Raw genomic sequence first — 17,110 nt, 5'->3', positions numbered from 1 at the left:
CCTACTCACGCCAGGGTTCGCCCAAGGTAAGCATCAGGCGGTTGGCCCAGGCGAAAAAGGCCGCGGACTGCAGCAGATCCAGCTGGGCCAGAGTATCTAAGCCCTGCTCATCAAGCGCCGCCAGATGATCGGCGTTTAACGCGGGTGGCGTCACCGATAGCGCGGCGGCGGCGTCGATTTCCGCCTGCCAGCGCGGCGATTGCCCGTCGCGCAGATCCTCTCCCGGCGTCACCGCCAGCAGCGTGTCGACGGCGGTCTCGTCCTTCGCCAGCTGCGCCGCTTTGCGGGCATGCACCGAGGCGCAGTAAATACAGCCGTTGATTTTACTGGCGACCGTGGCGGCCAGCTCGCGTTCGGCGCGCGGCAATCCTCCCGCGGTATAGAAAATGCCCTTATCGGTCAGGGTCCGCTGCTCCAGCACCGGCTGGTTGCGCGCCAGCAGGCGAAAGTAGGGGGAGTCGCTATGGCCATATTTGGCCAGAATCGCCTGTTCTTCAGCGTTGAATTCCGCCAGCGGTTTATCGGCCAGCCAGGGTTCCCAGTGCAGCTCGTCGCGGGTGAAGCGAACCGGGGCCGCTTTGCCGCTCTGCGCGTACGGGGTGGTATGCCAGTATCCGGCGACCAGCGGCGTATCTGCGCTGACGATGGGCTTATGGTTGAGCGCCCGCAGGCCCAGCAGCAGTCGGCTCTGGAAGCTGACAAAGGCTACCAGCTGCGCCAGGGTGACGATGCCCCGCAGGCTCCAGCCCGCGCTGGTTAAGGTGTGCAGCGCGCCGGGAGTGGCTTCAACGGGGGTGAAGGTGAGCAAGCGGGCAAAGGCCAGCGCCGGGACCAGACGATCGGTGGTCGGATCGGCGAGGCCGAAACCGGCATAGTGCGCCGCCAGCGCGTCCGCCTGGTGCAGTTTCGCCACCTTCGCGGCCACCGCGAAGCGTTCATCAAGAGGAAAGTCAGCGTCCTGCTGGCGGAACAGCACTTCATAACTTCCCTGGGCGTGACGGGTGGCGGCATCGCGGACGGCGCGCGCCTGATAAAGCGGGGAACCGGGGGTAATCTCCGCCAGTTCTGCCAGAATATCCTGACTCAGCGTCATGGGGACTCCTTATCTGATGTGGGGGGCAATATGCTGAGCGATCAGCTCAATGGAACGCAGCGTATCCCTGTGCGAAGGCTCGACCGAGTGCACCTGAAACGAAATATCGGTGGCGCGGGCCAGCACGCTGTCCTGCGCCAGGGAGGCAATAACATGCTCAGGATCGCCAACGTGGGCATCCAGCTGTTGTAGATAGTCGGTGACACTGTCACCTTCTATCGTATGACCCGCCGCCCGGTGCTGTGTCGCCTGCTTGCGCAGACCGGGCTCGGCGACCTGCAGGGCGTGGGCGTGACTGTCGGCGACGAAGGCGGTGCGCGAGGCGAGGATCCGCGGTGCAACGCCGTCCGGCAGCGCCGCCAGGTAGGCGTCGATGATCGGGTTCTGAATGGCGTCCAGCGGCAGGCGTGGCTCGCCGGACGGCCGTGGCTGAGTGCGGGACAGCATCAACCCGTGTCCCGCCTGACCGGCGCGGATAGCGCCCTCCGCCGAGAAGGTGGCGATCCAGATACGCTCCGCCAGCTGCGGCGCCGGCGGATAGAGACGGTTATCCGGGTGGCTCAGCGTGTCGCCGCGCCAGGCGCTATGGATCAGGTGCAGATGGTCGGCAAACGCCGCCCCGCGCTGCTCGCTGGTCAGGCCGAAGGGCAGAAACGAGGTTGGCGTGCCGCCTGAGCCAAACCCCACCTCCAGACGTCCGTCGGTGAGTAAATCCAGTACCGCTGCGTCTTCGGCGACGCGCAGCGGATTTTCCATCGGCAAGGTGATAATCGCCGTACCGAGGCGGATCCGGTCGGTCTGTGCCGCGACGTGGGCGAGAAACACCAGCGGTGAAGGCAGGCCGCCTTCCTGTTCATGAAAATGGTGCTGGGCAATCCATGCGCTGTCGAAGCCCAAACGCTCCGCGTGGCGGATCTGTTCGGCCGCCAGCCGGTAGCGCGTTTGCGCGGAGCCCTGATCGAGCAGACGGGTAAAAAAACCGAGGCGTTTAGGCATTATGCGTTCTCCGTGTGGGCCTGTGCTAAGCGGGAGGAAACCTGTGGAATGGCGGCGATCAGTTCGCGGGTGTAGGCCTGCTGCGGGGCGGCGAACAGGCGGTTTACGTCGCCATGCTCCACCACCTGGCCGGCGCGCAGCACCGTGACGCTGTCGGCGATCCGCCTGACCGTCGCCAGATCGTGGGTAATGAACAGGTAGCTCAGACCCAGCTGCTGCTGTAGCTGCTGCAGCAGGGCGAGGATCTGCGCCTGAACGGTGACGTCGAGCGCCGAAGTCGCTTCGTCAAGGACCAGTATCGCCGGCTCGAGGATCAGCGCCCGGGCAATCGCCACCCGCTGGCGCTGGCCGCCGGAAAGCTCCCGCGGCGTACGCGACAGCAGCTCGGGGGCCAGGGCCACCCGGGCGGCAACGCTCTCCACACGCTGGCGACGCGTCGCCGCGCTGAGGCGCTCAAAGTTTTTTAACGGCTCTTCGATAATCGCAAACAGCGTCTGGCGCGGGTCGAGCGAAGCGAAGGGGTTCTGGTAGACAAACTGGATCTTGCGCCGCAGCTGACGCTGTGCCTCGCGGCTGAGATGCCCGGCGTCAATACCGTCGATGGTGACCTGTCCGGCGTCGGCGCGCTCAAAGCCCAGCAGGATCCGCGCCAGGGTGGTTTTCCCGGAGCCGGATTCGCCCACCAGCGCATGGGTGCTGCCGCGTCTGACCTCAAAGCTGACGCTGTCGAGCGCCTGCAGCGCCTGTTTGCCCAGCGAGAAGCGTTTGCTGATCCCCTCCACGCGAATGGCCGGCGTGGCCAGCGGCCGGTGACACGCCGCCGTTAGCCTCAACGGCGCATCCTGCAGGTCGTGGAGCAGCTGGCGGGTGTAAGGATGCTGCGGACGCTGGACAATCGCCTCGGTGGCGCCTTGTTCCTGAATCTCTCCCTGGCGAAACACCATGATCCGGTCGGCGCGTTCGGCGGCCAGCGCCAGATCGTGGGTGACAAACAGCACGGCGGTACCCGACTCGCGACGCAGGATATCGAGCAGGTCGAGAATGCGCTTCTGCACCGTGACGTCGAGGGCGCTGGTGGGCTCGTCAGCAATAATCAGATCCGGCTGCAGGGCAATGGCGATGGCTATCAGCACCCGCTGTTTCATCCCGCCAGACAGCTGATGCGGATACTGGTCAAAACGCTGTTCCGGGTGGCTGAGACCGACTTTAGCGAGCAGGTTAAGGGCCTGCTGTCGGCGCTCAGCGGCGGAGAGGGACTGATGCAGCCGCAGGATCTCTTCCACCTGCTGACCAATGGTTTTTACCGGGTTGAGCGAATTACCGGGATCCTGCGGGACCAGGCTGATGCTCACTCCGCGCAGGCGGTTCAGGCGTTTTGCCGACCAGTCGCTAATCACTTCGCCATTGAGGACAATCCGCCCGGCATCCCGGCGGGCATTATCCGCCAGCAGGCCGATAATGGCCTGCGCGGTGGTGGTTTTCCCCGAGCCGGATTCTCCGACGAAGGCCAGCATTTCGCCGCGCTGGATGGAAAAGCTGATGTTGTGCACCACCTCGCGCCATTCGCCCCGCGAGCGGTAGCTGATGCGCAGATCTTCAACGGACAGAACGGTCATGGGCGTACTCCACTCCACTGGCGGCTAAGACGATTGGCGGCAAGGACCACGGCGACCACGGCGAGGCCGGGGAAGGTGGTCAGCCACCAGGCGGTTGACAGGTAATTGCGACCTTCGGCGATCAGTAGTCCCCACTCCGGGACCGGCGGCGGAGTGCCGTAGCCGAGGAAGCTGAGGGTGGCCAGGGCCAACATCGCCTGACCGAACTGCAGCGTCGCGAAAGCAAGCACCGCAGTGAGCGAGTTGGGCAGAATATGGCGCCAGAAGACGGCGAAAAAAGTGCCGCCGCTGCCCCGGGCCGCCTCGACGTAATCGCTGTGGCGCACGCGCACCACTTCTGCTCGCGCCAGGCGCGCGAAGCTGGCGATAGCCGCGACGCCAACCGCCACCGCCGCATTTACCGTGCCGAAACCCAGCAGAATAATCACCGTGAGCTGCAGCAGCAGGGAGGGGATGGCCAGCAGGACATCGACCAGGCGCATGATGGTGGATTCCACGCGTCCGGCCAGCGCCCCGGCGAGGGTGCCAAGGGCGGTACCCACCACCAGGCCGATGGCGACGGCGATCAGCGCCGCCGACAGGGAATGCACCGCGCCGTAAACCACCCGCGTCCACAGGTCGCGCCCCAGCTGGTCGGTACCCAGCCAGTAGTGCGCCTGCGGCGCCAGGCGCTGAGCGCCGGGGATCCCCTCCAGCGGGTTAGAGGAGGTAAACCACTGTGGGGCAATGGCCATTAACAGGGCGGCGATCATCACCGCCCACGCCAGCCACAGGCCAGGCTGCAGGCGCACTCTACGCCACTCCGGGCGGCGGCGAACCGCGATGGTATAGTCGACCAGGCTCATTTCGCACCTCCGGTCTGTAAATGGAGTCGGGGGTCCAGTCGCGGCATGACCAGGTCGACCAGCAGGTTGATCAGGACGAAACCGAGGGCGGAGATCATCACCACCGCCTGTAGTACGGCGATATCCTGGTTATTGACCGCCTGCTGGGTCAGCTGGCCGAGGCCGCTGCGGCCGAAGACGGTCTCGGTGATCAGCGCCCCGGCAATCAGTTCGCCGAGCAGCAGCCCGGCAATATTCAGCGCCGGCAGCAGGGCATTCCCCATCACATGGCGCCAGAGGACGCCCGTTTCGCTCATGCCCTTGGCGCGGGCGACCGCGACGAAGGGCTGAACCGCCACCTGATCCATGCTGCGCATCAGGATCTGCGCCAGTGGGGCGGAAATGGGCAGTGCGACGGCGATAACCGGTAAAATCAGTCCTTCCAGTGGGCCGGGGTTGATCACCGGGATCCAGCGCAACTGAAACGAGAAGAGCTGGATCAGGGCGATACCCAACCAAAAGGTAGGTAGAGAGATAAACAGCACCGGTAGCGACTGCAGAAAATTGCTCAGCCAGCGCAGCCCCGGCAGCCGCGAGGCGAAAGTGAGGGCGAACGCCAGCGCCACCGCCAGCAGGAAGGCCGGCAGCGCGAGGCTTAAGGTATCCGGCAGGTTGCTGGCAATCAGACTGCTGACCGCCAGACCCGCCTGCAGGGAATAGCCGAAGTCGCCGTGCAGCATCGCCAGCAGTGTGTGCAGGTACTGGCGCCACAGCGGGCTATCGGCGCCGTAGGCCAGTCGCATCTCCGCAATTTGCGCCGGGCTCAGGCCAAGGTCCGGGTTCTGAAACTTGATCAGCACCGCATCCCCCGGCAGGACCTGCAGCAGGAAAAAGGTGAGGGTAAAGGCCGCCCACAGGACCAGCAGCCCCTGGCCGAATCGTCGCAGAAGATAAGCGCTCATAACCGGCCTCTTAGTGCTTGTCCAGCCACGCGCCGTAGAACGACGGACGACCGACGGCCTCGAAGCTGACGCCTTTGACCCACGGCGCGCCGGCGAACACCTGCGGCTCTTCGAAAATAGGGATCACATAGGCGTTATCGATCAGATAGCGCTGGGCGTCACCGGTTAACTGCAAGCGCTGCTGCGGCTCTACCGCCGCGGAGATGCCGGTCAGCAGGTCATTGAGCTTATCATCGCGGAAGCGCTGCACTTTATCGCTGGAGCCGCCTTTCTGCAGCAGCGCATCGCGGTTGTTGGGGAAGAACATACTTTTCACCACATCCGGGTCGGCGCGGCCCACTTCTGAGACGGTGAGCGGGGTTTTCTGCGGGTCGAGGTTATCCAGCGTACGGCTACCGGCATCCCCGGCTTTGACCGTCAACGCCACACCCACCTGGCGCCACTGCTGGGCGATCAGCTGCAGCACTTCCTTATTTTGCGGCTGCGGCAGCGACTCATAGACGGTCAGCGCCAGCCGCTGACCGTCTTTGCTGCGAATACCGTCGGCGGCGGGCTTCCAGCCGGCGTCATCCAGCAACTGCCGGGCTTTGGCCTGGTCGAAGGTGAGTTTATCGCTGAGATTGACATAGCCGGCGGCAGAGCTGGCCAGCACGGAGGTGGCTTGCGGGTAGTTAGCGGAGAACAGCGTCTCCACCACCTGCCTGGCGTTGGTGGCATGGAGCAGGGCCTGACGCACCCGCAGGTCAGCGACCAGTGGGTTATCCGGGCGGAAGCTCAGGCTGTCGTTGACCCCGCGGGTAGGGGCAGCGTAGATCTTAAATCCCTGATCGGTAGCCTGCTTTTCATCGTAGGCCTGCACCTGGCGAATAAAGCCCGCCTGACCTGCCAGCAGCGCGCCGATACGCACGCTGTCTTCCGGCGTCACAATATAGGTGATGCCGTCGAGGTTAGCGGGCCCCTGCTGGGCAATGTTTTTCGGCCCCCACTGGTAATCCTTGCGCGCCACCAGCGTCAGCTCGCGGCCTGGTTTTTCATCCTGCACGACGAAGGGGCCGGAGCCGATAATATGTCGGGCATCGCCCAGCTCTTCAAAATTACGCTGCAGGGTGCTGAGAGATACCAGACCGGAGCCGATGGTGGCGGTTCCCTGCAGGAAGCCCGGCGACGGCTTGTTGAAGTAGAATTTTACCGTCAGCGGGTCGATCACTTCGCTGCGCTGGTAGTTATTGATGACCTCCGAGACGGGCAGACGATGGGCTTTATCTCCCAGACCATAGGTATCGAAGTTTTTGGCGACGGCGGCGGCGTCCAGCGGTGTGCCATCTGAGAAAGTGACTCCTTTGCGCAGGTGGAAGGTGTACTCGGTTTTATCGGCATTGCTGGTCCAGCTCTCGGCGATCCACGGCTCAATCTCCAGCGTTTTCGGGTTCTGCCAGGTGAGCTTGTCGGTTATCTGATTGAGAATCCCGCCATTCGGGTAAAAGCCGCCGGCGGGCGGATAGAGATTGGTGTGCGGTTGCTGCTCCAGATAAATTAAGGTGCCGCCTTTAACCGGCGTGTCGGCGGCCCAGACGGAAAAGGCGCCGGTGAGAAACAGCGCGGCCAGCGCGGGCAGGCGAAAATGACGATGCATGGTGAATTCCTTTGTTATCTATTGTGTTGCCATCATCGGGCGCGGCTAAAAACAAAGGAACCAAGGAATTGCGCTAAGCATTTGCGGAAATTGCATTTACTTCCCGGGTTGGGAAGCGAGAGGACGTGCCAGGGGGATCGCCTCTCCCGGACGGGAGAGGCGCGGGTGATTAGCTACGCAGATCGATAACCATACGGCCGCGGATCTGACCTTGCTCCATCTCTTTGAAGATAGCGTTGATATCTTCCAGCGGACGCAGGGTGACTTTCGGCACCACTTTGCCTTCGGCGGCAAACTGGAAGGCTTCCACCAGATCCTGACGGGTGCCGACCAGCGAACCGACCACTTCGATGCCGTCCAGCACCAGACGCGGAATATCGAGGCTCATCGCCTCCGGCGGCAGGCCCACCGCAACCACGCGGCCACCGGCGCGAACGGCATCCACCGCCGAGTTAAAGGCCGCTTTAGCCACCGCGGTTACTACCGCAGCGTGGGCGCCGCCGGTTTTTTCCTGAATCACTTTCGCCGCATCTTCATTGCGGGAGTTGATGGTCAGGTCGGCGCCCATCGAGGCCGCCAGCTCCAGCTGTCCGTCGTTGACGTCGATAGCGATCACTTTGGCGTTAAACACATTCTTCGCATACTGCAGCGCGAGGTTACCCAGCCCGCCGAGGCCGTAGATGGCGATCCACTGGCCCGGTTTGATGTGGGAGACCTTGACCGCTTTGTAGGTGGTGACGCCCGCGCAGGTGATGCTGCTGGCGGCGGCGGAGTCGAGGCCGTCCGGAACTTTTACCGCGTAGTTGGCGGTGACGATGCACTCTTCCGCCATGCCGCCATCGACGGTATAGCCGGCGTTTTTCACCGAGCGGCAGAGCGTCTCGTTGCCGCTGTTACAGTAATCGCAGTGGCCGCAGCCTTCGAAGAACCACGCCACGCTGGCGCGGTCGCCCGGCTTCAGGGAGGTGACGCCCGGGCCGACTTTTTGTACCACCCCGATCCCTTCATGGCCGAGAATGACGCCGGTTTTATCGCCAAAATCGCCGTTTTTCACGTGCAGGTCAGTATGACACACGCCGCAGCATTCCATTTTCAACAGCGCTTCGCCGTATTCCAGCGGGCGCAGCGTTTTTTCCGTGACGTTAACCTGATGGTCGTGGGTAACAACAGCTGCCTTCATGCCTGTCTCCTTGTGGGGGAATTGATTAACTTAATTAATGCAATAGTACCCAATAAGGATTAGACGCTGAGTGGTAAAATACAAGGCGCTTAGTACAGAATGTGGCTTTTTGCTACAGAGATAGCACAAAATTCAGACAATATCGCTATATTTAGTAGGTAATAATATTGACGCTGAATGGTCATGTTTTTGTCATCACTCGAATCTATTGTTTTGCGCATCAATTTCTTATAACAACAGAGTGATACAACAATGCATCTGGTAAAAACCATCCTCACCGCCGGTCTGCTTTTGTCCGCCGCCGCCCAGGCCCACAATGTGCTGGAATTTCCCCAGCCGGAAAACAACCCGGAAGAATTTTACGCCGTCACTGAGATCCCGACGGGCGGGATCATTAAGTACGAAACCGATGCTAAAACGGGGTTTATCGTCGCCGACCGCTTTCAGTCGATGCCGGTGGCCTACCCGGCGAACTACGGCTCGCTGACCCAGTCGCTGGCCGGGGATGGCGACCCGCTGGACGTGGTGTTTTATACCCGCGCGCCGATGGCCCCGGGCACGCTGATTAAGCTGCGGGCAATTGGTGTGCTGAAGATGATAGACGGCGGTGAGAAAGACGACAAAATCATCGCCGTACCGGCCAGTAAAATTGACCCGACCTACGACGACATCAAGACCATCTCCGATCTGCCGAAAATAGAACAGCAGCGGCTGGAGGCCTTCTTCCGGGTCTATAAAGAACTGCCGGAGGGGCGTAAAAAGGTCGAGCTGGCCGGCTTTAATGACGCCGCGGCCGCGAAGCAGGAGATCAAATCGGCCTGGGAGGCTTGGAAGGCGAAGAACCCGCAATAATATTCATCGCGGGCGCTGTCCGGCGCCCGCGGCATTCGCTTTCACGATCCCTATGGCGGCAAAATCACACGTCACACGTCACACGACAACGCTATCCCACCATATTGCATCTTGACGCAGGATGAAGGCGATGGTTGTATTGTACAACCATTTCATTTTCTGAACCCGCCGCCATGCCTGATACCCCCTTAATCCAACAGATTCGTACCGCCTCGCGGTTAATGGTGCGCGAGCTGGGCTTTATGAGCACCACGCTGGCCGCCACCCATTATTCACCTTCGGCGGTGCACACCCTGCTTGAGGTATCGATGAGGGGGGAGATGACGGCCGCGCAGCTGGTCACGTTGCTGGGACTGGAAAAATCAAGCGTCAGCCGGATGGTCTCTCGTCTGCTGGCGGCCGGTGAGCTGGAGGAGCGTCCTTGCGCGGAGGATGCGCGCGCGAAATCACTCGCCCTGACGGCAAAGGGGCACGATACTGTGGCGAAAATTAACGCCTGGGGTACCCGTCAGGTGGTGGAGGCGTTAGACCATCTGGATGAGACGCAGCAGCAAACTGTCGCCACTGGACTGGCGGCCTATGCCCGGGCGCTGGCGCAGTGTCGGGATAGCGCGCTCGCGGATACGGCTCCGCAAATTTCGCTGATGACCGGCTACCAGCCGGGGATGATCGGCCGGATAGCCCAGATGCACGGGGAGTATTACGCCCGTCATCATGACTTTGGCGCTTTTTTTGAAGGCAAGGTCGCCAGCGGCGTAGCGGAATTTGCCACCCGGCTCTCCTCCCCGGCCAACCAGATCTGGCTGGCGATCCGCGAAGGGAAAATCGTCGGCTCGCTGGCTATCGATGGCGAGGACCTCGGCCAGCAGGAGGCGCATTTGCGCTGGTTCATTCTCGATGACAGCTGCCGGGGAAGCGGCATTGGCAGGCGGCTCCTCAGCGAGGCGATGGCTTTCTGCGATAGTCGCCAGTTTAGCGCGGTGCAGCTGTGGACCTTTAAAGGGCTGGACGCGGCCCGCAAACTGTATGAATCCTTTGGCTTCACGTTAATCCGAGAATGGCAGGGGGAGCAGTGGGGAAAGGTAATGACCGAGCAGCAATTTACCCGGTCCGGAAACACCGGCTAAGGGCGTGGCGCCTTAGCCGGTGGGGGGACATGGAGATTACGTCAGTTGGTTAAGCAGGCGGGCAATCTCCTCTTGCCACTGTGCCTGCAGTGACGGCTTTTGATGTTTTGGCTTGCGGGCCATGTCGTCAGCCAGCCACTGCTCCAGGTCAATCAGCCGCGCCAGCAGCGCCTCCTCATCATCGTCAGCCCCGGCGGGTGTACTCTGCAAAGCGAGCCGACTGTCCGGGGCGGGCGCCACGGCCTGCAGACGGGCATAGACCTCCTCCAGGCTGTGCCACTCCGTTAGCCCGGCGCTGTCAATCAGCCAGAAGCGGTTACAGCTTTCGCTAATCAGCTGGCGGTCATGACTGACCAGCAGCACGCCGCCGGGGTAATCGCGCAGCGTCTGCGCCAGCGCCGCTTTACCCTCCATATCAAGATGGTTGGTGGGTTCATCCAGCAGCAGCAGACTGTAGCGCGCCAGCGACAGGCCAACGAACAGCAGCCGCGATCGCTCGCCGCCGCTGAGGGTGCTGACCTTCTGGCTATGTCTCGCCCAGCCAAACCCGGCGGCGATCAGCGCCCGTTTACGGGTGTCCGCCGACGGGGCAAACGGCGTCAGGGCCTCGAGCAGGCTGGCCTCGTTCGGCAACTGCGCCAGCGTCTGGTCATAGTAGCCGGGGTGCAACCGGGGATGCAGGCGCAGCCCCGGGAGAGGCGATGCGTTGTTCATCTGCTGCCACAGCAGGCGCAGCAGGGACGATTTGCCGCCGCCATTACGTCCCATGATGGCCACGCGATCGCCGCTGCGCAGGCGCGCCACGCCGGTGGTGAAGAGGGATGGCTGACCCGGCGCGGGCGAGACGGGAAGGGTGTCCATCTCCAAAAGGCGGTCGGCCGGCAGGGCGTCCCCCTGTAACACCAGGCGCCACGGCGGGCCGACGCTGAGCTCGGTCTGCTCGTCTTTCAGGCGGGCGACCTGCTTCTCCATCTGTTTGGCTTTGCGGGCGAGATCTTCATTGTCATAGACCCGACCCCAGGTGGCCAGCCGCCGGGCGCTGGCGCTGACCCGGTCGATCTCTTTTTGCTCCGCCTTATGACGTAACGCGGCGCTTTCATCCTGCTCCTGCAGTGCCTGACGGGCAGCGCTGCAGGGCAAGGCGAAGCAATGTAGCGTCTGGTCACGGAGGATCCAACTCGCATTAGTTACAGCATCCAGTAAGGTGTTGTCGTGTGACACCAGTACGAAGCTCCCCTGCCAGGTTTGCAGGAAGCTTTCCAGCCACAGCAGGGTGGGCAGATCGAGATGGTTGCCCGGCTCATCCAACAAGAGCAGATCAGGCTGGCGGATCAGCGCCCGGGCCAGCAGCAGACGCGTGTGCTGGCCGCCGCTCAGGGTGGCGGTCTGCTGCTCCATCACCGCCGGGGTAAAGCCCATCTGCGCCAGCAGGCGCTCGGCCAGCCAGCGCTGTGCTTCCCGCGCGTCGGCGGGTAATGGGGCCAGCACCGCCTGCAGCAGCGACTGCGTATGCAGCGCCTCCGGCAGATGCTGTTCAACGCGGGCCATCAGACACTGACCGGCGAGCGAGACGCTGCCCGAGGTGGGCGCGAGGGTGCCGTCCAGCACCTGCAGCAGGGTGCTTTTGCCGCAACCATTATGGCCGATGAGACCGATCCGGTCGCCTTTCTTCAGGGTGAAGGAGAGGGAGTTAAACAGCGGCCCAAAAGCCGTCTCCACGTGGAGCGCATGGGCAGTTAGTAATGTACTCATAGTCAACTTACTCAAGAGTTACAGGCATGCAAATGCCTCGTCAAAACTCGCTGACGATAACCCGGTAAGCCGGAGAGAAGGGATTGCGTGAAGGGTCTTCGCTCAAGCCATAGTTATCGCAGCACGATACCGATAACGCTTGAGCTGGCGCAATTGCCTAAGGCATGTGAAACAATAAACATTTCACAATACAGCATGGGGGGCCTCCTTTTTTATTCAGTAAGTTGATGGGTGATGGCAGTGTAGTGGGGAAAGGGAAAGCGCGCCAGTGACAAAACTGGCAGGGGGCCGATACCCACCAGTTTTCGTGTTCAGTGCCATTACCGGCGAGATATTGTTGGCGCAGAAGGCTAGTGTGTTTGCTAAAACGTAATGGGAAACCAGCGGGCGTGGTCGCGGGTATATTCCGTCATCGCCTGGGGATCCTTTATCGCCTGGCAGGGAGCCTCGAGAATATTCGGATACGAATCCGGATACCAATCCTCTTCGGTCGTTAAGGTAAAAAAGCGAGACTCCCGGTGGGTTTCACAGGTATAGGCGTTTTTAATATTGTCGACTTTGCGATATCCCCTGGGATCACGATATTCGATATACACGTTGTACTCAGAGCGGGTACCCCGCCACGCGCCAGGCTCCGGTTTCTGCCAGCGTATCGTCTGGTAGTAGCGCTCCCGCTCGCCGTAGCGATAGACAGGGGTTTCCCCGCCGGGAATCACGTCGGGTCTCAGGAAGAAAAACAGCAAACCCGCCAGCAGGAGTAACACCGATGGGAGAGTGTGGGTCAGCAGCCGCGGCGCCCGACGGTTAACCAGCAGCAGCCACAGCAGCGGCGGGATCGTGCTGACGATAAAAGCAAAGAGGATTTTCGCCGGCGTATAGAGTTCATGCACCGAAACCTCGCCGGCTTTCGCCGCGTAAAACGCCTGCTTATCGCCGAAATACCAGTACTCACCGTGAAAGGCGCTGATGGCGCTCACCAGCAACAGTCCGCTAAACAGCCCCAGCCAGAGGCGTAATATCGGCTGCAAAACCATTTTTTGCTGGCTCATTTACGGCTCCTGATGGTTTTAGTGACAAGCAGCTCGTCTTCAGAGACCGTATCCAGATCGGCAATCTGACTACACTGGTTGGCAAGGACCTGCGGATCGCCGTTCGGGAACCAGCCCTCATTGAATGACAGGGTGTAAAACTGGGTATGCCGCTGCACTTCACAGCGCCAGGCGCGGCGAAGATTGTTTCTGTCGATAAGCCAGCGGGGATCTTTCGCTTCAACAAAGGTTTCATATTTTGATTGCTTAGCGGAATGACTACCTGACCGGGTTTTCATCCAGAATATGGACGCATAATAGGTATTGTGTTTACCGTACTGAATACTGGCATCCCGACCCGGGGTGACCTCCGGATGGAGGAAAATAACTATCCCGGCGGCAATCAGTACCATCAGCGGTAATATAGGATGCTGTATCGGCCGCCAGGGAATGTTACGTACCGCCAACAGCCAGACCAGGGTAATAATAAACACGTAGAGCAGGGCGAAGAAAAATTTACTCGGTTCATAGATGACGACATCCACCAGATCGCCGGTGGCGGGCTGATACTGTTCCGCCCGCGGGGTGAGCATCCACATATCACCGCTGAAGAGGCACATTCCGGTCATGATGGCGATACCGCCGATAAGAAACAAGACAATACGGATCAGAATCGCATTCACTTTATTCGCGCCAGGGGTTAATTTTAGCATTTCACATTCCGTTGTGAGGGGGTGAGAAACAACTATTTTGCACAGCGGAGGGCGCGCGGCAAATGCTATCCGTTTTATATTTTTACGATGAATGAATATGGGCGAAAAAGATGTTTCTGTGGCGGGAGGTATTATTCTGACGTTATTAATAACCGGGCCGCTATTTCGACCCGGTGACAGCGATTAAATCGAGGTGCGGCGATAATTGCGATATTCCGGTAGCCAGAAATTATCGCTGATCGCTTGCAGCAGCGCTTCGGCGGAGGTTTTCACCGCCACGCCTTGCTCCTGGGCCACCTTACCCACCGCGAAGGCAATCGCCCGTGAGACGGTCTGGATATCCTTCAGCTCCGGCAGCACCGGACCTTCGCCGTTGTTGACCAGCGGCGAGTGCTGCGCCAGGGTTTCGCTGGCAGCCATCAGCATCTCGTCGGTGACCCGCGACGCGCCGGAGGCGATCACCCCCAGTCCAATACCCGGGAAGATATAGGAGTTATTGCACTGGGCGATGGGATACTGCTTGCCTTTCACGGTAACCGGGGAGAATGGGCTGCCGGTGGCGACCAGCGCCTCGCCGTCGGTCCAGCTCAGGATATTCTGCGGCGTCGCTTCCACCCGTGAGGTTGGGTTGGAGAGCGGCATCACGATCGGCCGCGGGCAGTGCTTGTGCATCTCGCGGATAATCTCTTCCGTGAACAGTCCCGGCTGACCCGAGACGCCGATCAGGATGTTCGGCTTCACGTTGCGCACTACGTCCAGCAGGGACAGCGCCTCGCTGGTGGTATCCCAGCTCTGCAGCTGCTCACGCTTTTGCACCAGCTTGTTCTGGAACGGTAGCAGATTAGGCATGCCGTCGGTTAACAGGCCGAAGCGGTCAACCATAAACACGCGCTGGCGGGCCTCTTCTTCACTGAGTCCTTCGCGGACGATCTGGGCGATAATTTGTTCAGCGATACCGCAGCCGGCCGAACCCGCGCCGAGAAAGACGATTTTTTGCTCGCTCAGCTGGCTACCGGCGCCGCGGCTGGCGGCGATCAGCGTCCCGACGGTCACCGCCGCGGTGCCCTGAATATCGTCGTTAAACGAGCAGATTTCATTGCGGTAGCGGTTGAGCAGCGGCATGGCGTTCTTTTGCGCAAAATCTTCAAACTGCAGCAGCACGTCCGGCCAACGGGCCTTAATCGCCTGGATCACGTCGTCAACGAACTGATAGTACTCGTCGTCGGTAATGCGTGGATGGCGCCAGCCCATATACAGCGGATCGTCGAGCAGCTGCTGATTGTTTGTTCCGACGTCCAGCACGATAGGCAGGGTGTAAGCCGGGCTGATGCCGCCGCAGGTGGTATACAGCGACAGTTTACCGATCGGGATCCCCATTCCGCCGATCCCCTGGTCGCCGAGGCCGAGAATGCGCTCGCCATCGGTGACCACAATCACTTTCACGTTGTGGTTCGGGACGTTTTGCAGGATGTCGTCAAGGTTATGGCGATTCTGGTAGGAGATAAAGACGCCGCGGGCGCGACGATAGATCTCGGAGAACCGTTCGCAGGCCGCGCCTACCGTCGGGGTATAGATAACCGGCATCATCTCTTCAAGGTGGTTGCCGATCAGGCGATAAAACAGGGTTTCGTTGGTGTCCTGGATGTTACGCAGATAAATATGTTTGTCGATTTCAGTTTTGAATCCCTGATACTGGATCCAGGCGCGTTCCGCTTGCTCTTCGATAGTTTCAACCACTTCCGGCAGCAGGCCGAGCAGATTGAAATTGCTGCGCTCTTCCATACTGAAGGCGCTTCCCTTGTTGAGCAGGGGGAATTCAAGCAGAACGGGACCCGCGTAGGGGATGTACAGGGAACGGTTTTTCTTATGGGTAAATTGCATCGCACTAACTCCTTGATCATGACCACAGTCCCGGCGCGGCGATAAGCGAAGGGCGGGTGGAAAGCAGCGGGCAGAGTATAGAGCAGAAGGTCTTCAAGCGGGTAAACAAGCAGTCAATTGCCATAAAAAAACACCATCCTGGCAACAGGACGGTGTTGTTTATCATCACTCAGGCTGAAAATTAACCACCGCGGCGTTTGCGGCCGGTAGCATGGATGTGGTTAATGGTGGTTTCTTCATCGCCTTCCAGCACCACTTTTTTCTGCCGGGAAAGCTTATAGTTCAGACCGAGAAGATGACGTGCCTGATGGTTCGATTTCATTCTGACTCCTTTATCCTGTTCTGGTTTCAAGGGCAAACCCGGTAATGACCGGATGAAATGTAACCCAAAGTCGGCCGCGCGTTTTTTGTGCGGCCACAGGTAGGGTGGTCCATTTTCTCGGTAATAGCAACCCTGGGGAGCCAGATTAAGAACAGTCCTCCTTGCGCGCCGCAGGGGTCACCACTTCATCTCACCGGTATTAACTTTGGCGCTTAACTCCAGCGAGCTGGTCTCCGCCAGGCCCGGCCACTGTGCCTCCATCGCCTTGATCACCCCGGCCGAATCCGAATGCGTCTTCAGCGCCTGCTCGAACTGCTGGAGATAAGTTTTTGTAAAGCGCACCGCGCTGTCTCCCTCCGGCGGGGTGCCGAGATAATGGCCCGGGATCACCCGCTGCGGGTGCAGGGCGATCATCTGGTCCAGCGTATTACGCCATTGCTGACGACTGGCCGGCGTCTGGGTGTCGGCGGTCCAGAGATGCATACCCCACGCCACGCCGGTGCCGCCGAGGATCGTTTTGTTCGCCCGGATCCAGACGAACGCCGCGTAGTCATGCGGCTGCATGATGGTCACTTTCTCGCCATCGATGGTAAAGCTGTTGGCCTCCAGCGCCTGCGGGACATACACCTGCGTCGGCGCGCCGTCTTTCATTTGCGGGCCCCAGTACGCCAGTTTGGCCGCTTTGGTGGCTTCAATATGTTTGACGACCTCCGGCGTGGCGACCACCTCCGCCTGCGGGAAGGCTTTTACCAGCGGCTCAAGACCAAAATAGAAATCCGGATCGCCAGAGGTGATCACAATCCGCGATAGCGGTTTGCCGTTTTTCCTGATCATCTCCACCAGCTTTTCCCCATCTTTGACGCTGAACTGCGCGTCGAAAAGTACCGCTTCATGCGGACCGGAAACGAGGGTCGAGTTGACGGCAAAAAGTCCTTTTTCCTGCGGGTTGTAAGTTTGCAGCGTCAGAGGCGCCGCGAAGACCGCGCCGCTGAACAGGGCGGTAGCAACAGCAAGGGCAGATAATTTCATGATTTATTCTCAGTAACAGGTGAATGCGTTCCATTGTACGGATTTCGCTATTTGATAAAATTCCTGAAACAAGAGATGCTGAGTTTCATAAAACGTGCAGAT

At 60.3% G+C, this 17,110-nt stretch carries 16 protein-coding genes; 3 read left to right on the top strand and 13 right to left on the bottom strand.

Translation table 11 applies throughout. The features are described from left to right. Position 1: 1 nt before the first annotated feature. From BHE81_RS06970 to adhP, 7 genes are all read right to left on the bottom strand, one after another. The gene (locus tag BHE81_RS06970; protein ID WP_020802157.1) at positions 2–1,093 is read right to left on the bottom strand and encodes an alkylhydroperoxidase domain protein; all 1,092 of its coding nucleotides are present in this window, start codon (positions 1,091–1,093) and stop codon (positions 2–4) included. A 9-nt stretch (positions 1,094–1,102) separates the two neighbouring features. Next, a complete protein-coding gene (locus BHE81_RS06965) occupies positions 1,103–2,089 on the bottom strand; it encodes a putative FMN-dependent luciferase-like monooxygenase (RefSeq protein WP_004184178.1) in 987 nt (328 codons plus the stop codon). Next, positions 2,089–3,705 (bottom strand): dipeptide ABC transporter ATP-binding protein, encoded by a 1,617-nt coding sequence (locus BHE81_RS06960; RefSeq protein ID WP_021440201.1) that lies wholly within the window; start codon positions 3,703–3,705, stop codon positions 2,089–2,091. Before BHE81_RS06960 ends, BHE81_RS06965 begins: the two co-directional genes overlap by 1 nt. Next, positions 3,702–4,550: an ABC transporter permease gene (locus BHE81_RS06955; protein ID WP_020324770.1), complete on the bottom strand. Its 849-nt coding sequence runs from the start codon at positions 4,548–4,550 to the stop codon at positions 3,702–3,704. The genes BHE81_RS06960 and BHE81_RS06955 overlap by 4 nt, the downstream gene beginning before the upstream one ends. Then, the gene (locus tag BHE81_RS06950; protein ID WP_023280140.1) at positions 4,547–5,491 is read right to left on the bottom strand and encodes an ABC transporter permease; all 945 of its coding nucleotides are present in this window, start codon (positions 5,489–5,491) and stop codon (positions 4,547–4,549) included. The genes BHE81_RS06955 and BHE81_RS06950 overlap by 4 nt, the downstream gene beginning before the upstream one ends. 10 nt (positions 5,492–5,501) lie before the next feature. Beyond that, positions 5,502–7,124: a TIGR04028 family ABC transporter substrate-binding protein gene (locus BHE81_RS06945; RefSeq protein WP_002906226.1), complete on the bottom strand. Its 1,623-nt coding sequence runs from the start codon at positions 7,122–7,124 to the stop codon at positions 5,502–5,504. Positions 7,125–7,293: 169 nt separating this feature from the next. Next, a complete protein-coding gene (gene adhP, locus BHE81_RS06940) occupies positions 7,294–8,304 on the bottom strand; it encodes an alcohol dehydrogenase AdhP (RefSeq protein ID WP_002906221.1) in 1,011 nt (336 codons plus the stop codon). A 252-nt stretch (positions 8,305–8,556) separates the two neighbouring features. On the opposite strand from adhP, the gene BHE81_RS06935 reads away from it, so the two are divergent. Both BHE81_RS06935 and BHE81_RS29105 read left to right on the top strand, forming a co-directional pair. After that, complete coding sequence (locus BHE81_RS06935; protein WP_002906218.1) at positions 8,557–9,156, top strand: inorganic diphosphatase; 600 nt, start codon at positions 8,557–8,559, stop codon at positions 9,154–9,156. Positions 9,157–9,329: 173 nt separating this feature from the next. Next, the gene (locus BHE81_RS29105) at positions 9,330–10,283 is read left to right on the top strand and encodes a bifunctional helix-turn-helix transcriptional regulator/GNAT family N-acetyltransferase (protein WP_004176019.1); all 954 of its coding nucleotides are present in this window, start codon (positions 9,330–9,332) and stop codon (positions 10,281–10,283) included. A 36-nt stretch (positions 10,284–10,319) separates the two neighbouring features. Here the strand turns inward: BHE81_RS29105 and BHE81_RS06925 are convergent, their stop codons facing one another. The 4 genes from BHE81_RS06925 to BHE81_RS06910 form a co-directional block, all read right to left on the bottom strand. After that, positions 10,320–12,035 carry an ABC-F family ATP-binding cassette domain-containing protein gene (locus BHE81_RS06925; RefSeq protein WP_032428292.1) on the bottom strand — a complete coding sequence of 572 codons (1,716 nt, stop codon included), beginning with the start codon at positions 12,033–12,035 and terminating at the stop codon, positions 10,320–10,322. A gap of 362 nt (positions 12,036–12,397) precedes the next feature. Further along, positions 12,398–13,084 carry a hypothetical protein gene (locus BHE81_RS06920; protein WP_004200032.1) on the bottom strand — a complete coding sequence of 229 codons (687 nt, stop codon included), beginning with the start codon at positions 13,082–13,084 and terminating at the stop codon, positions 12,398–12,400. Then, positions 13,081–13,776 carry a hypothetical protein gene (locus tag BHE81_RS06915; protein WP_032737809.1) on the bottom strand — a complete coding sequence of 232 codons (696 nt, stop codon included), beginning with the start codon at positions 13,774–13,776 and terminating at the stop codon, positions 13,081–13,083. Before BHE81_RS06915 ends, BHE81_RS06920 begins: the two co-directional genes overlap by 4 nt. Before the next feature lie 183 nt (positions 13,777–13,959). Continuing rightward, positions 13,960–15,657 carry an NAD-dependent malic enzyme gene (locus BHE81_RS06910; RefSeq protein WP_002906125.1) on the bottom strand — a complete coding sequence of 566 codons (1,698 nt, stop codon included), beginning with the start codon at positions 15,655–15,657 and terminating at the stop codon, positions 13,960–13,962. A gap of 56 nt (positions 15,658–15,713) precedes the next feature. Between BHE81_RS06910 and BHE81_RS28120 the strand changes: the two genes are divergently transcribed. Next, positions 15,714–15,842, top strand: a complete 129-nt coding sequence (locus BHE81_RS28120) for a hypothetical protein (protein WP_002906122.1) — start codon at positions 15,714–15,716, stop codon at positions 15,840–15,842. Here the strand turns inward: BHE81_RS28120 and sra are convergent. Further along, on the bottom strand, positions 15,839–15,979 hold the full coding sequence (gene sra / locus BHE81_RS06905; RefSeq protein WP_004143727.1) for a stationary-phase-induced ribosome-associated protein: 141 nt from the start codon (positions 15,977–15,979) through the stop codon (positions 15,839–15,841). The genes BHE81_RS28120 and sra overlap by 4 nt on opposite strands. A 177-nt stretch (positions 15,980–16,156) precedes the next feature. Next, a complete protein-coding gene (locus BHE81_RS06900) occupies positions 16,157–17,008 on the bottom strand; it encodes a Vmh family MBL fold metallo-hydrolase (protein WP_021440196.1) in 852 nt (283 codons plus the stop codon). Positions 17,009–17,110: the final 102 nt, after the last annotated feature.

The organism is Klebsiella sp. AqSCr, assembly GCF_008452795.1.
GTDB lineage: Bacteria > Pseudomonadota > Gammaproteobacteria > Enterobacterales > Enterobacteriaceae > Klebsiella > Klebsiella pneumoniae.
The sequence above is the reverse complement of the archived record's forward strand: the minus strand, read 5'-3'. Positions and strand labels throughout refer to the sequence as shown.

Excerpts from the sequence above, each read along its gene's own strand:
- BHE81_RS06970 (WP_020802157.1), bottom strand. The coding sequence starts at position 1,093 with ATGACGCTGAGTCAGGATATTCTGGCAGAACTGGCGGAGATTACCCCC.
- BHE81_RS06965 (WP_004184178.1), bottom strand. The coding sequence starts at position 2,089 with ATGCCTAAACGCCTCGGTTTTTTTACCCGTCTGCTCGATCAGGGCTCC.
- BHE81_RS06960 (WP_021440201.1), bottom strand. The coding sequence starts at position 3,705 with ATGACCGTTCTGTCCGTTGAAGATCTGCGCATCAGCTACCGCTCGCGG.
- BHE81_RS06955 (WP_020324770.1), bottom strand. The coding sequence starts at position 4,550 with ATGAGCCTGGTCGACTATACCATCGCGGTTCGCCGCCGCCCGGAGTGG.
- BHE81_RS06950 (WP_023280140.1), bottom strand. The coding sequence starts at position 5,491 with ATGAGCGCTTATCTTCTGCGACGATTCGGCCAGGGGCTGCTGGTCCTG.
- BHE81_RS06945 (WP_002906226.1), bottom strand. The coding sequence starts at position 7,124 with ATGCATCGTCATTTTCGCCTGCCCGCGCTGGCCGCGCTGTTTCTCACC.
- adhP (WP_002906221.1), bottom strand. The coding sequence starts at position 8,304 with ATGAAGGCAGCTGTTGTTACCCACGACCATCAGGTTAACGTCACGGAA.
- BHE81_RS06935 (WP_002906218.1), top strand. The coding sequence starts at position 8,557 with ATGCATCTGGTAAAAACCATCCTCACCGCCGGTCTGCTTTTGTCCGCC.
- BHE81_RS29105 (WP_004176019.1), top strand. The coding sequence starts at position 9,330 with ATGCCTGATACCCCCTTAATCCAACAGATTCGTACCGCCTCGCGGTTA.
- BHE81_RS06925 (WP_032428292.1), bottom strand. The coding sequence starts at position 12,035 with ATGAGTACATTACTAACTGCCCATGCGCTCCACGTGGAGACGGCTTTT.
- BHE81_RS06920 (WP_004200032.1), bottom strand. The coding sequence starts at position 13,084 with ATGAGCCAGCAAAAAATGGTTTTGCAGCCGATATTACGCCTCTGGCTG.
- BHE81_RS06915 (WP_032737809.1), bottom strand. The coding sequence starts at position 13,776 with ATGCTAAAATTAACCCCTGGCGCGAATAAAGTGAATGCGATTCTGATC.
- BHE81_RS06910 (WP_002906125.1), bottom strand. The coding sequence starts at position 15,657 with ATGCAATTTACCCATAAGAAAAACCGTTCCCTGTACATCCCCTACGCG.
- sra (WP_004143727.1), bottom strand. The coding sequence starts at position 15,979 with ATGAAATCGAACCATCAGGCACGTCATCTTCTCGGTCTGAACTATAAG.
- BHE81_RS06900 (WP_021440196.1), bottom strand. The coding sequence starts at position 17,008 with ATGAAATTATCTGCCCTTGCTGTTGCTACCGCCCTGTTCAGCGGCGCG.